Origin of the sequence: Staphylococcus lugdunensis, from assembly GCF_001558775.1 — a bacterium.
GTDB classification, from domain to species: Bacteria; Bacillota; Bacilli; order Staphylococcales; family Staphylococcaceae; genus Staphylococcus; species Staphylococcus lugdunensis.
Window position 1 is genome coordinate 1,621,757 of sequence record NZ_CP014022.1, and the last position, 14,340, is coordinate 1,636,096.

General features: G+C 34.7%; 14 protein-coding genes. 10 read left to right on the top strand and 4 right to left on the bottom strand.

Going from position 1 to position 14,340, the window contains the following annotated elements; translation table 11 throughout:
• Nucleotides 1-22: 22 nt before the first annotated feature.
• Nucleotides 23-619: a DUF5067 domain-containing protein gene (locus AL499_RS07630; protein ID WP_002492451.1), complete on the bottom strand. Its 597-nt coding sequence runs from the start codon at nucleotides 617-619 to the stop codon at nucleotides 23-25.
• Between the two features lie 375 nt (nucleotides 620-994).
• On the opposite strand from AL499_RS07630, the gene AL499_RS07635 reads away from it, so the two are divergent.
• Genes AL499_RS07635 through AL499_RS07660 form a run of 6 tightly spaced genes read left to right on the top strand, consistent with a single transcriptional unit; the run spans nucleotide 995 to nucleotide 6,304 of the window.
• On the top strand, nucleotides 995-1,678 hold the full coding sequence (locus AL499_RS07635; protein ID WP_002492377.1) for a class I SAM-dependent methyltransferase: 684 nt from the start codon (nucleotides 995-997) through the stop codon (nucleotides 1,676-1,678).
• A gap of 5 nt (nucleotides 1,679-1,683) precedes the next feature.
• Entirely contained in the window at nucleotides 1,684-3,237 is a 1,554-nt protein-coding gene (locus AL499_RS07640; RefSeq protein ID WP_037540715.1) for an ABC transporter substrate-binding protein, read from the top strand.
• Nucleotides 3,237-4,187, top strand: a complete 951-nt coding sequence (locus tag AL499_RS07645; RefSeq protein ID WP_002479061.1) for an ABC transporter permease — start codon at nucleotides 3,237-3,239, stop codon at nucleotides 4,185-4,187. The genes AL499_RS07640 and AL499_RS07645 overlap by 1 nt, the downstream gene beginning before the upstream one ends.
• Nucleotides 4,184-4,954: an ABC transporter permease gene (locus tag AL499_RS07650; RefSeq protein ID WP_002479060.1), complete on the top strand. Its 771-nt coding sequence runs from the start codon at nucleotides 4,184-4,186 to the stop codon at nucleotides 4,952-4,954. The genes AL499_RS07645 and AL499_RS07650 overlap by 4 nt, the downstream gene beginning before the upstream one ends.
• A 23-nt stretch (nucleotides 4,955-4,977) precedes the next feature.
• Nucleotides 4,978-5,694 (top strand): ATP-binding cassette domain-containing protein, encoded by a 717-nt coding sequence (locus AL499_RS07655; RefSeq protein WP_002479059.1) that lies wholly within the window; start codon nucleotides 4,978-4,980, stop codon nucleotides 5,692-5,694.
• Nucleotides 5,681-6,304, top strand: coding sequence for an ABC transporter ATP-binding protein (locus AL499_RS07660; protein WP_037544273.1), 624 nt, complete (start codon nucleotides 5,681-5,683; stop codon nucleotides 6,302-6,304). Before AL499_RS07655 ends, AL499_RS07660 begins: the two co-directional genes overlap by 14 nt.
• Before the next feature lie 189 nt (nucleotides 6,305-6,493).
• On the opposite strand, the gene AL499_RS07665 is transcribed toward AL499_RS07660, so the two are convergent.
• On the bottom strand, nucleotides 6,494-8,134 hold the full coding sequence (locus AL499_RS07665) for an alpha-keto acid decarboxylase family protein (protein ID WP_002492518.1): 1,641 nt from the start codon (nucleotides 8,132-8,134) through the stop codon (nucleotides 6,494-6,496).
• Between the two features lie 164 nt (nucleotides 8,135-8,298).
• Here AL499_RS07665 and AL499_RS07670 point away from each other — a divergent pair, with 164 nt between their 5' ends.
• On the top strand, nucleotides 8,299-8,742 hold the full coding sequence (locus AL499_RS07670; RefSeq protein ID WP_002492441.1) for a MarR family winged helix-turn-helix transcriptional regulator: 444 nt from the start codon (nucleotides 8,299-8,301) through the stop codon (nucleotides 8,740-8,742).
• Between the two features lie 197 nt (nucleotides 8,743-8,939).
• Here the strand turns inward: AL499_RS07670 and isaB are convergent, their stop codons facing one another.
• Nucleotides 8,940-9,461 carry an immunodominant staphylococcal antigen IsaB family protein gene (gene isaB / locus AL499_RS07675; protein ID WP_002460777.1) on the bottom strand — a complete coding sequence of 174 codons (522 nt, stop codon included), beginning with the start codon at nucleotides 9,459-9,461 and terminating at the stop codon, nucleotides 8,940-8,942.
• Nucleotides 9,462-9,739: 278 nt separating this feature from the next.
• Here isaB and AL499_RS07680 point away from each other — a divergent pair, with 278 nt between their 5' ends.
• Both AL499_RS07680 and AL499_RS07685 read left to right on the top strand, forming a co-directional pair.
• Nucleotides 9,740-10,435, top strand: coding sequence for an ABC transporter ATP-binding protein (locus AL499_RS07680; protein WP_002479058.1), 696 nt, complete (start codon nucleotides 9,740-9,742; stop codon nucleotides 10,433-10,435).
• Between the two features lies 1 nt (nucleotide 10,436).
• On the top strand, nucleotides 10,437-11,204 hold the full coding sequence (locus AL499_RS07685) for a DUF2705 family protein (RefSeq protein WP_002460774.1): 768 nt from the start codon (nucleotides 10,437-10,439) through the stop codon (nucleotides 11,202-11,204).
• Between the two features lie 188 nt (nucleotides 11,205-11,392).
• Here AL499_RS07685 and AL499_RS07690 read toward each other — a convergent pair whose 3' ends face one another.
• Nucleotides 11,393-11,908 carry a YceI family protein gene (locus tag AL499_RS07690; RefSeq protein ID WP_002479056.1) on the bottom strand — a complete coding sequence of 172 codons (516 nt, stop codon included), beginning with the start codon at nucleotides 11,906-11,908 and terminating at the stop codon, nucleotides 11,393-11,395.
• A gap of 1,008 nt (nucleotides 11,909-12,916) precedes the next feature.
• Between AL499_RS07690 and AL499_RS07695 the strand changes: the two genes are divergently transcribed.
• Nucleotides 12,917-14,323 carry a YfcC family protein gene (locus AL499_RS07695; RefSeq protein WP_002479054.1) on the top strand — a complete coding sequence of 469 codons (1,407 nt, stop codon included), beginning with the start codon at nucleotides 12,917-12,919 and terminating at the stop codon, nucleotides 14,321-14,323.
• The last annotated feature ends 17 nt before the right edge of the window (nucleotides 14,324-14,340 follow it).

Here is a 14,340-nt window from a genome sequence, read left to right on the forward strand (position 1 = left end):
TGCGCCTCCTAAATAGCTTATATTAATGTTCTAATTTAATGATTTTTTTGCCTATTTCCTTGGTAGTATAACCATCAGGATTTTTGGCTTCAATCGTAATAGGTTTTTTGTCATCTTTAATTTCAAAGAATCTCACACCTGTTACTTCACCATCTTTGTTAATGTTATTGCGCATATCCTCGCCGTACTTTTTGTACAAGTCTGAGTCTTCAGCAAAACCGGTCTCTAAACGTTTTTGAACGTTTTTCGTGTCATTATAGACGTCAAATGCTTCAATAAAAGCCGTACTAGCCGTAATTTTTTCGCTAGATTTATTTTTGACCTTATAGACAATGGCTAAATTAGGATTTTTACTATCTGTATATTTATCTGGCTTAACAACCTTTGTTTCCTTAATTTCAATATCAAATTTATTTGATGTAAATTTATTATCTTTGAATTTAGCTGTAGGTTTGTTTTTGGCTTTTTCTAAACAAGAATCAACTGATTCTGATTTGTCAGTAGCCGACTTGCTTTCAGATGATTTTTTCTCAGAACTATTTGATTCTGAATGCGATTTTGATCCACATGCTGTAAGTACTAATGATGAAATGAGCAATAAACTGAATAATCTCTTCATATATCCTCCCCAACTTATATAGAATGATGTAAGACTGAAAACAATAAATCGTATTAAAGTAGTATTATTTATGTGTTTTCGAAAATAGTATACCATTGATGTTTTTAAAAGGTAACACTTTTATTAAATTTCGTATACAAAGAAAATCTTAATTTATATAAATGACTATTCAATTTAACTCTAGTATCATTTATATATCTAAAATAATTTTTAATAATTTAAGAAAGGCCTTGCCCATCATTTGAACAAATGTTAATTAAATTCAGACAACATAAATTGTATTTAGTCAGTCCATTTTGACATTGTTATTCATTGAAAACTGTAGTACAATACAAAACGTAATAATTACGATTAATAAATATTAAGGAGAAGAATATGAAAAACAGTTATGAACAGTGGTGGCATAAAGGACAAGAAGATGATGACACGATGGCACGTGATCATCATGATGCTTGGGATAGAACAATTGATGTCATCGCTAAAGAAGATATTATTGGAAAAACGATTTTGGATTTTGGGTGTAATCAAGGTGGCTTTTTACGACAACTATATCAAAAGGTTCCATTCAAGCAAGGTGTAGGCATTGACTTAGCTCGAAAATCTTTGCAGAAAGCAGAATTGCTAAAAGCAGGCTTACCATTATCGTATGTCTTAACCGATATGCCAAGTGATACTGGCCTACAGTTTGATACAGCGATTAGTACGTCTGTATTGTATCTTATCGATGATATTCCCCAACACGCAAAAGAGTTAAAACGCGTATTAAAGCCTCGAGGTGTTTACTATGCTACGTTTGCAGATTTAACCGATAATCCAAGTTGTGATTATATGGCACAAGTCATTAATACATATGGCGCAACGCCTTCACAAAATCATTCGCTCAAACACATTGTGGACAGTTTTGTTCAGGAAGGCTTTCAAGTTAGCGTAAAGAGGGAAATGGTGCCAGACGAAATTGATTTAACCCATTATAGTGATTTTTATTTATCGCCGAGTGACTATTTGCGTACACTTTTCCAAGAATCTTACGTGATTAAAGCAACAGTGAAAGAAGGATAGTCATTATGATGAAACGACAATTATGTGCTTTAGTAACTGGGGCATTAATATTAACATCTGGTTGTTCGCAATCACAGCACAATCATAAACAAGTCACGTTGTCATTGCCAACTGAAGCAAAAGCTGCGAAGCTGGATGCACAAGGCTATGATGCTGCAATGCCAGTTTATAGTGCTGTGTATGATGCCCTTGTGCAGTATGATAAAAAGAAAACATTTAAACCTGGATTAGCACAAAAATGGGAGGTTGAAGATGGGGGTAAAACTTATCGTTTCCATTTGAAAAAAGGCGTTAAATTCTCTGATGGTAGTGATTTTGATGCGCAAGCGGTAAAATTCTCAATTGAACGTGCCAAAGCAATGAATAAAGAGACGACAGTTGAAACACTCAAACAATTAAAAAGTGTCGTCGTTAAAAATAAACATACAGTTGAAATCAACCTCAAGACACCATCCAACCAAGTGTTGAATGAATTGACACAAGTAAGGCCATTACGAATTATGAGTCCACACGCGGTAAAAGACGGCAAGGTAACAGGTCAATTTAAAGAAGCGATTGGTACGGGTGCGTTTAAAATAGGCGACGATGGCAAAGAAAAAACAACGTTAAAACCTAATCCGTATTTTAAAGGCAATAAACCACTAAATTATGATTTAGTCTTCCAAACAATTGAAGATGGTGATGCTCGTCAATCCGCTATTCAAAGTGGGGCAGTTGATATTACTGGCGGTGCCTTGGGTATGTTGACTGATGCACAAATTAAACAAGCAAAATCTACCCAAAAGTTATCGGTATCAGAAAATCCTAGTACAGTCAGCCATTTTATAGCTTTTAATCCAGAAAATAAACAATTGCAACATAAAGATTTAAGACAAGCTATTAGTGAAAGTATTCAGACAAAAGCGCTATCATCTCAACCATTAAAAGGCCTATTTCAACGAGATGTACAATATGTAACGGCGCAAAATCAACAGCAACATCGTTTTGATAAAAAAGCGGCACAACACGCATTTGAACAGGCAGGCTATCATCGCAACAAGCAAGGCATGTATGAAAAAGATGGTCAAGTATTAACATTTAATCTAGTGATTCAAACTGCAGAATTTCCGAATTGGAAAGATAAAGCTGAACAAGTTCAAGCCAATCTTAAAGCGGTTGGAGTTAAAGTAAATATTAAGCACTTAGATGCCCAATCGTATTACGATACTTTATGGACAAAGAAAGATTATGATTTGATTTTCTATCGCACGTATTCGGATGCATTAATGCCATATAACTTCATGAACTCAGTGTTTAAAAATAATGGCGATAAACCAGGCGTTTTAGCTAATGATAAAGTCTTAACGCAACAGTTAGAAGCATTTCCTAAAGAAATAGATAAGCAATCACAAAAAAAGGCTTTTAATCATATCTTTAAGCACTTTAATCAACAATATTATGGTGTGCCTATCGCGTATCCAAACGAAACATTCGTAACAAGTGACAAAATAAAGTCCTTTAAATTTTCAGGTCTAACGGATGCACCTGTAGACTATAAAAAGCTGGAAGTTAATCAATAATGTGGCAGCGTACATATAAATTATTTGGCTATCTTATTGTAAGTTCGCTTATCATTTTTATTTTAGTAGAACAAACGGCAGGTAACCCAGCCATTTTATATTTACAACGCCATGGCTATACTCAAATGACACAACAACAAATTGATATGGCACAACATCATTTGGGGTTAGGACGCCATATTTTGTTGCGCTATTTGGATTGGTTAGGTCATGCATTAATTGGGGACTTGGGGTATAGCTTTAGTACGCAAGAACCTGTTATGAATCTCATTGCTAATGCACTTAAACCTACATGGATATTAATGAGTTGGGCTACAGTACTCATGTTACCTTTAGGGGTAGGATTAGGCTACTGCGTTGGTATGCTGCCACATGCTCGTATAGCACAAAGCTTACGCTATATTTCCCAGGTGATAACATCGATGCCAGAATATTGGATAGCCATTGTCGCTATTTATTATATGGGTGTCAAATGGCAGTTACTTCCTTTTGTAGGTAGTGCATCTTGGCAAAATTACCTATTGCCTGTTGGCATCATGATTATAGTAGAAGGAAGTCATCTCTTATTGATGACAGCGCATCTTATTGCGCAGACTAGACAGGATGATACCTACCAATTAATAAAGTTACGACAAGCAACTTGGAAGGCACGTATTTATTGCCAATTTAAAGTTATCTTCGCGCCATTGATGACGATTGTCGTCAATAGTATTATTCATTTGTTTAGTAGAGCTGTAATCTTAGAAGTGATCTTTAGTATGTCGGGATTAGGAAAACTGCTAATTACAGCAATTAATCAACGAGATTATCCACTTATTCAAGGCATTATTATGTTGATTATTGTCGTCATTATGTTGCTTAATTATTTGGGAGATATATTAATATTAAAAAGTGATCCTCGAATTCAGCGATTGCGTGCTAATAAATCAAAAGTGAGAGGTGCACGATGAAATATTCACATGTTAATTGGCAATGGAGGATCATAGGTGTCAGTCTCATAGGAGCACTGTATATTGCTGTTTTTGGGTGGAATAGTAAACCTAGTGAACACTTAGCGCCGCCTTCTTTGCAACATTTATTGGGAACCGATCAGTTAGGCAGAGATATGTTTACACGTATGATTATAGGAAGTGGTGTTACTTTAGGTTTAACCGTCGTCGTAGTGGTTTTAAGTGTCAGTATAGGTTTGATTTTTGGCATGATGGCAGGCCTAATGGGACGTTGGTTCGACAAACTATGTATGTTCGTAGCTGACTTATTATTAGCAATACCCTCATTCATTATTGCGCTCGTTATTTTAGGGCTAGTTAGTGATTCAATGATTGGGTTATTATGTGCATTAGTTATAGGCTGGCTAGGGCGCTATTTACGTTATTTTCGTAATCTTACACGTGATATTCAAAAAGAACCATTTATTCAATACGCAGTGTTAAGTGGTAATTCTAACGTTCAAACGCTGTATGCGCATATGTTACCACACTTATTAAGTAAAATTATGGCGTTAGTAACAGCAGATTTTGGAAAAATAATGCTGAGTATTTCAGGATTAGCTTTTTTAGGTTTAGGTGTTAAACCGCCTATTCCCGAACTTGGCACTATTTTATTTGACGGTAAAAGTTATTTAACGATTGCACCATGGTTATTCTTCTTCCCTGGTATTTTGTTAGGAGGTTATGCCTTATTATTTCAAATCATCAACAACAAAATCATCAAGTAGATCGAATAATACAAGTTAAGTCATTGAGTATCTATCATAAAGATAAAACCTTGATTTCATCGTTATCGCTTGAGGTAGAACGGTACAGTTTTCATTGTATTGTTGGTGAAAGTGGTAGTGGTAAATCGCTATTGGTTCGCAGTATTTTACACATGACTGATGATCAGTTGACATATCAAGGTAATGTGGACATTGATTTACTACATGCCGATGCCATGTTTCAAGATGCTAATAGTAATTTGTTTCAAAATATTACAATCAAGCAGCATATTGCAATGTTATATGATGCAAAAAAATCAACACTATCACGAGCAGAACAATATCAAGAGGTAAAAACAATGATGACACGTTTAGGTTTAGAACAACCTGAACAACTTTTACAATACTATCCGTTCGAACTAAGTGGCGGTATGGCTCAACGCGTGGCATTTATACTGTCATTAATTCGTAATCCACAATGTTTGATTTTAGATGAGCCGACAAGTGCCTTGGATGTGCAAAATCGTACTAAGTTTATGCAGCAGTTAATGCATATTATTTCAGAAAGAAAGATGACGGTTATTTTTGTGACACATGACTTGAGCTTAGTAAAAGATTACGCTACGCATGTCAGTATTATGCAACATGGTCAAATTATTGAAAGTGGGCAGGCGCAACAGGTGATGCATCATCCTGAGCGACACTATACACAAACACTGATTCGTACAGCAGAGCGGAGGGAAGCTTATGCTACAGGTTGATCATATTAATAAAACGATACAAGGGCGCATAATATTGGAAGATATTTCTTTTGATTTAGCACAAGGGAATCTTATTATCAGTGGACCAAGCGGATGCGGGAAATCGACATTAGCACATATAATTGCAGGATTAGATAAACAATATACCGGTTCTTTAAGATTAGATGGAAGGTTAATGCATGATTACAAAACGAAACAATGGATGCGTGATATTCAATATGTGCCACAATATCAGCGTACAAGTATGGATCCACGACAAACCGTTGAATCGGTATTAACCGAGCCGTTAAAACGGTTTGGTATACCAAAGACGTTACATGCTTCACGTGTTGATAACGTTTTATCGCAATGTCAATTATCTTCACAATTGCTACAACAGCGTGTATCCACATTGAGTGGTGGTCAATTTCAGCGCGTATGGATTGCCAAAGCGTTAATCATTCAACCTAAACTATTGATTTTAGATGAAGCGACAACGAATTTAGATGTTGTTAATGAAGACTTAATTTTACAAATGTTGCAATCACTTACGGATATACAATTGCTGATTATTTCTCATGACCCTTATGTGATTCAACAATTTGAAGCACAGCATCTCTCTTTAACATAATAAATAAAGTTATTCACTGTTTCACGTGAAAAAGGGGGCGGGACTATGAATTCATAGTCCCGCCCCGGCAAGGTTGACTGGATTGAAAAAGCTTGGGATAAGGCTTATTTTCAATCCAGTCAACTACTACCAATATATATCGTTTATAGCCTAAAACATAATTATGGCTCAAACTTTTTTATATTTAGCTTATTTATTTTGTGAGGCGAAAGCTTCTGCAATGTTCGCAAGTTTTTCAGGCGCATCCTCAGCTGCCATTGTAACTTCGACATAATGCATGACATCACTTTCTGCATTTATCTCATCAAATGTTCGTTTTAAATCATTTGAAGTGTGTACATCATGTATGGCTACATTATCGCCACCAAACACTGCTGGTAAGGCTTTGTAGTCCCACATATGGATATCATTATAAGGTGCTTTCATGCCATGAATAAGACGTTCTACAGTATAACCATCATTGTTGATTACAAAAATGATTGGTTTTAACTGGTTACGAATCATCGTTGATAAACCTTGAACCGTTAATTGTAGAGAACCATCACCAATAAGTAAGATATTTCTACGCGTTGTATCAGCCATTTGACTACCTATTGTAGCGGGCAAAGTATAACCAATAGAACCCCAAAGCGGTTGGCCGATAAAGTCAACATTTTTATATAATGCTAAGTCGTAAGCACCAAAGAAAGATGTGCCTTGCTCTGCAAGTAAAACATCATCAGGCTGTAAGAAGTCTTGAATCATATTAAAGTATGTTTCTTGTGTAAGTGGCTCATCTGATAATGTGTAAGAATGTGCTTTAGGTCTTACATATGATGAATACGTACCTTTGTTATGGTAATCCATCTCTAATAGCCCATGTAACATATCAGGCAATGAGACCTCGTTATTTTGAGTATCTCCTAGTTTGAAATTGTGATGATTAATCATGACGACATCTTCAATGTCAAAGTCGTAAGAGAAACCGCCTGTTGCTGAATCCGTAAGTTTAGCACCTATATTTAATATCGCATCACTGTTATTTACATAGTCACGTACATTATCTTCAGCAAATTTACCGTCAAAAATACCAAGGTAATGAGGGTTTTCTTCATTAAAAGCGCCTTTACCTAAAGATAATTGAGCGACAGGAATGTTGGTCTGATTCACGAGTTGTTCAAGCGCATCATGAAGATGGAAACTATTGATTTCATGGCCTGCAATAATGACAGGGTTTGAAGCGGATTGTAATTTTTGTTGAATGAGTTTAATGTATTCTGAAACATCATGTTGTTTTGGATTTTGAAGTTTAAATGGTTCTGTAACTTCAATTTCTGTCATAGCTACATCAATTGGTAAATGGATGTGAACAGGTCGACGCTCTTGAAGGGAAGCATTAATTAATCTTGGTATTTCAGTTGTCGCGTTCTCTGGTGTAATGTAATCTTGTGCAGTTGTAATATGTGAAAACATTTTTTGATAATCGTCAAAAGTACCTTCACCTAATGAATGGTGGACATATTTTTTTGCTTGTTCTACGGCACGTGTTGGGGCACCTGTAATGGCAATGACAGGCACACGCTCCGCATAAGAACCGGCAATGCCATTAACAGCACTAAGTTCACCAACGCCAAAAGTGGTTACTAAAGCACTTACACCTTTGAGGCGGGCATAACCATCTGCAGCATAACTCGCATTGAGTTCATTTGTATTGCCAACCCATTGCAAATGTTCATGAGCAACAATGTCATCTAAAAATGCCAGATTAAAGTCACCTGGAACACCAAATACTCTATCTGCACCAGCTTGATAAATTGCGTCCATTAAATATTGTCCTACACGTTGTTTCATAATTCATTCCACCTTTATCTCTTTTTTCTACACTTTGAATGATAATACTTTTTTATTGATAGGTCAACATAATTGACCTATCGAAAATATTTCGAACTTTAATGACGTGAGACCAAAAGTTTACTATAATGACGTTATTCTACTTTATAGAAAGTGACGTAAAAATGATGAACAAAAATGATTATGAACACATGTTATTTTATTTTGCCTACAAAACCTTCACATTAACTGCAAATGAAATTATCGAACAATATGGTATGAGTCGGCAACACCATAGATTTCTTTTCTTTATTAATAAATTGCCCGGTATTACTATAAAAGAATTATTGCAGACATTAGAAATTTCTAAGCAAGGTTCACATGCGACACTGAAAAAGTTAAAAGATAAACAATTAATTTTTGAACAACCTTCTAAACACGACCGGCGTGTGAAACAACTTTATACAACTGAAGAAGGTGAAGCCTTGATTGCCACTTTAAACAAAGCACAAGATGAGTTAATACAGCAGACAATAAAAAAAGTTGGTACGGATTGGTATGCGATTATGGAAGAATTGGCTTCCTATCGACAAGGATTTAAAAATGTAAAACACCTTAAAGATGAATAAAAAAGCACACAGCAGAAATGGTTTAGTATACGTATAATATACGGTTAACAAAATATTAAGTTAGACTTCGGGTTGTGTGCGCGTACTGTGCACGGTCACTAACAATAAAAAATTGAACGCGCGCTTATTCTCAAAGAGGGTAAGCGCGCGTCATTTGTCAGTAGTTATTGATTATAAAACATATATTGAGGTGATGGTTAATAACCAATGCTACCATAAGTAATATCGACATGTGTAACTCTGTTGTTATGGTTTACGGTAAATAAGACACGTGGTGTCTCCAGAGATGGTCGATAATCATAGACTGCTTTTACTTTTTTACTAGGTTTCGGTGGACCGACCTTTTTTAAAGCTTTACCGTAAGCATTTTTGAGTTGTGCTGTTGTGAGTTTACCTGTTACATCAAATGAGACGGTTGAAGCACTTTTACCTGATTTAGTAACTCCAGAAAAGGTTTGATCATAAAGCTTTACAGTTTTAGTTCCTTTTGTTGGTACAATTTTTTTGCCGTTAAAGGTAATATTTTTATATTTTATACCATTTTTGAACTCATGAGTTAACAAGAAACTAGGGTTATAACCTGCATATCCATGATAAGTATAATATGGAGTTATTGCTGCATGGGATACATGTTGAGCATTCGTACTAATCGCATTTACGCCGAGGACAGAACCGAAAACAAGGGTACTAGATAATACTAACTTTGTCATTTTATTCATGTTCGTTCACTCCTTAAATTTGATATAGCAGTTATTACACCTTCATATTACAAAATAGTTACAAAAATTGCAAACGATTACAAAAAATGTAAAATGACATAGTTGTATTTAGTTTAAATAATTTTTCTTAAATTAACCTTAAATATACAATCAATTATCAATTTAATACATATTTTATGTTATGGTCATACTGTATCACTTTTTATTTAGATGTAGCTAATGATGATATGAGAATTGGCTTAAAGTGTTACTTATTATTCAATGGAGGAGATGACAGAGTGAGCGTTTTAACAGTAGATAACATATCGAAGAAAATAAATTCGAAAACGATTCTCCAAGATGTTTCTTTTAACTTGGAAAAAGGTGAAATTGTAGGCCTTGTTGGTGCGAACGGCGCAGGTAAAACGTCATTAATGAAAGTTATACTTGGATATTCCAATTACCAAAAAGGACACTATAAAGTTGTTGATAGTGGCAGTAAAAGAAGTAGTATAGGTGCTTTAATTGAAAGCCCTGGAGTCTACCCATTTATGTCTGGATACGATAATTTAAAATTGTTAAATGAATCGAAGGATAATTCAGATATTGATGATATTGTCACTAAATTGAAAATGAAAGACTATATACATAATAAGGCTAAAACATATTCACTAGGTATGAAACAAAAGCTCGGTATCGCAATTGCTTTTTTAAATGACCCAAAGCTGATTATATTGGATGAACCTATGAATGGTTTAGATCCTAGAGCAGTTAGAGATGTGCGTAATCTTATTTTAGATAAAGCACAGCAAGGTATTACGTTCTTAATTTCCAGTCATATGCTAAGCGAATTAGTAAAGATAACAGATGCTATTTTAATTATTGATGAAGGTAAAATCGTTAAAGAAACAACGCGGGAAGAAATTGAGCAACATGATGCTGAAAATTTTGAAACGGTGCTCTTAGACATTATTGATAAGGAGGGCGACGCATAATATGGGTTCTTTAATTAAACAAGAATGTTTCAAATTAAGTAAAAAGAAATCGACGTGGATTTGGCCAATCGTTATTATTGCAATAATGATTACATTACTTTTCATTTCCCAAAATAGTGATATCATGTCTAGCGAAGGCCTTATTCAAGGTGGTTTTTCAGGATTTTATTGGGTGGTCATTTTAATGATTGTACAAGCAAGTACGATTATTTCAATGGAATTTCATTATGAAACAATTAAAAATGTATTGTACCGTAATTATTCACGTACGAGCATTGTTATTAGTAAGGTTATTACATTAGTAATATATTCACTTATCTGCTTTATTGGGGTCATTGCTGTGACGTTACTCCTATATGCTATTAGCTTTAATGATATTGATTTATTGGCTCCACACGGTAGTCAGCCACCACTGTTAAATGAAATGTTACTTTTAGCAGTAGCTGATTTTGTAACCATGTGGCTTGTGCTAAGTTTGACTTTACTGATTTCATGTGCGATGAAAGGTCCGACACTTTCGATTACTATAGGCATCTTTTTTTATTTTGTAATGTCATTTGTCGCAGCATTATTAACATATTTTAATGGCAAATGGGAATGGTTTAAATGGAATCCGCTAAATATGATTATGTTACCTCAACAAATTGTAGATAATGATTTTAAGGAAATGAGTCACTTAGAATTACATGAATTGTTTATTGGTAATATTGTTTATATCGTTATTTTCTTAGTATTATTAGTTTTTGTTTTTAAAAAGAAAAATGTGTAACTTCGATATATAGATAAAAGTCAAAGCTATCGTTTGTGAGAAGTGTGTCACAAGCGATAGCTTTATTTAGTGTTAAAATTTTTATTAATTATTAAAAACAAGTCCATCTATTATTGGGATATACGCATATACCAAACTAAACATACTATTGAGATGTTATCTCAGTTTATAAAATGTTTATGACTGAATTACTCTTGAATACTAAACTCTGCTGACGCTTCGAATTTCACTTCTTTACCTAACATAACGCCACCAGTTTCTAAAGCTTGGTTAAAGCTAACGCCATATTTTTCTCTATCAATTTTACCAGAAACCACAAAGCCAGTAACTTGTTCACCGTTCATAGGATTTTTACTTACGCCATTAAATTCTAAATCGAATGTTTCTTCGTGTGTTTCGCCTTTAATTGTTAAATCACCGACAACTTTATCGTCTTTCACTTCTTTAGTTACAAAAGTGATTTTGTCATATTCATCCGTTGCGAAGAAATCACCTGATCTTAAGTGGTTATCTCTATCTTCATTTTTTGTATCTATAGATTTAGGGTCAATTGTAGCAGTTGCTTTTAATGAGCTAAGATTATTAATGTCACCTTCAACGGTTACATCGATGTCATTAAATGTTCCTTTTACTTTTGATACCATTAAATGTTTGATTTGAAATTCAATACTGCTGTGTACTTTATCGAAATTAAATTGAGTCATAAATAAATACCTCCTAATTTTATCTTAATATATTTTGTATATTTGATATAAATAATGTATCACATGTTCTAAACTTTGTACACTAAAATGTATCGAAATGAGATTAATTTAAAAACGTTGTCACTATTGACTTAACCCATTTATGTAAACTTAAACATAAAAACTACAAATCAAAATGTGTTGTATGGCGTAGTTTATCGTAGTATGTATAGTTTCTATTAAACTGTTAATTTCAATATGGATTATTTTGCTATCTAATTAAGTAACTGATTTATTGTGATGGTAGCAGTTATATTTGTAGTAGGTCTGAATAGTAAATAACAATAAGGTGTAAAATGTTACAGTATGGGACATAAATATCAGAAAAACAGCAGTAAGATCATTTTCAATTAGAAAATATCTTGCTGCTGTTCTCTATTTTCACAATACTTCGTATTGAATGGCTTCGCTTTCCTAGGGTGCCGTCTCAGCCACCCCAACTTGCTTTGTCCGATGGCTTTCTTTTCGAAAGCCTATCTGTTGGGGCCCACCCCAACTTGCTTTGCTTGGCGAAATGCTTTTCGCATTTCTCTTTGTTGGGGCCCCACCCCAACTTGCTTTGCTTGGCGAAATGCTTCTTTGTTGGGACCCCTGTCTTCGACTGGCACTGCTCCCTCAGGAGTCTCGCCATAAATACTACGTATTAACATGTAATTTTACCTTTAAATGCTTTAAAAATAAGGCAGTTTCTATAATTATTTCAATGGGAATTGCCTTTTTAATTTGTCCAAGAACTTTATGTCCTAGATGTACTTTAATATAGTGTGTTTAATCTCATTGTATATATGAAAAATTTATACACTTACTAAATTGCATCGTATATTTGAATTGGAGCAATCATTTGTTTTAATGAACAAGATAAAATTTAGAATTAATAAAGGGTATGTTAACCGGCTAGAATAAGGGTATATGATAAAATATGAAAACAACATATAAAATAAACCTGGTTGAGGAAGGAAGACAAACGTTATGGCACGCGGGTACAATAAACGACCGAAACGGAAATTAAAGTTTAAAACGCCACATACATATGCATTATTAATGATCATTATTACCATTGCTTGGATTATGACATTTATCATACCTTCAGGAGAGTATGAACGTCACAAAAAAGGTGGGCAGACGTTAGTTGTAGATGGTACATATCATCATGTACCGCATGCGGCAACGTCATTTCTAGATATATTTAGAGCTATACCAGAGGGCTTAGTAAGCGGGGCAGAAATTGTATTTTATATTTTTCTCGTAGGTGGCGCATTTGGGATTGTACATAAAACGGGTTCGTTTGAAAATGGTGTGAACAAAGCGATGCGTGCATTAGGGAATGCAAAAATATTGATGATTCCTTTAACGATGACAATCTTTTCAATTTTAGGGTTTTCAATTGGCTTAGCAGAAGAAACCATTATTTTTGTTCCTTTAGGTATTTTAATCGCTAGAACTTTGGGTTATGATGCTATGACAGGTGCTGCAATGGTCATCTTGGGTGCTGCTAGTGGTTTTATTGGTGGCATGCTTAATCCTTTTACGGTCGGTGTGGCACAAACAGTCGCTGAATTACCAATGTTCTCTGGTTGGGGCTTACGTTCGATTATTTACATTTTTATCTTAATTGCAGCCATTACAACAGTGATGTTATATGCACGTAAAGTTAAACAAGATCATACGAAAAGTCTTGTTTATGAGTTAGAACAGCAAGAGGGCACAATGAAAGAAGATATTCAATACCAGCATTTTACGCCGAGACAAGTGATAAGTTTGGCACTTATGCTTGGAGCAATTATTTTGAATGTTGTCGGAATTTTTAAGTTTGAATGGACGTTTGGTGAAATGAGTGCCAACTTTTTACTCGCAGGTATATTAGCTGGTCTTATTTCTGGCTTAGGACTAAATGGGACATTTGATGCTTTAATTGAAGGCATGCAAAGTATTCTGTTTGGCGCGTTGGTTGTAGGCTTTGCTAAAGGTATCGTCGTTATTTTAGAAAATGGCAAGATTATCGATACGATTGTTCATGGCATGACATCACTATTAGCTGATGTACCCGCGTCGTTCGTTATTATTGCTATGTTTATATTACAATTTATGCTTAATTTCTTTATACCATCAGGTTCAGGCCAGGCATTAACAACGATGCCACTGATGGTCCCTATCTCTGACTTATTACATATCAACCGCCAATTGACGGTATTAGCTTTCCAATATGGTGATGCGATTAGCAATGTGCTTTTTCCAACATCTGCTATTTTGATGGGGGCATTAGCAGTAGGGCGTATCACTTATGGACAATGGATTAAATTTGCTTGGAAGTTGATTGTGATTTGGGTGTTAATATGTGCCATAGCAATGTCTATCGCTTTATTTGTAGGATATTAAATAGATTGTAGCGTTTA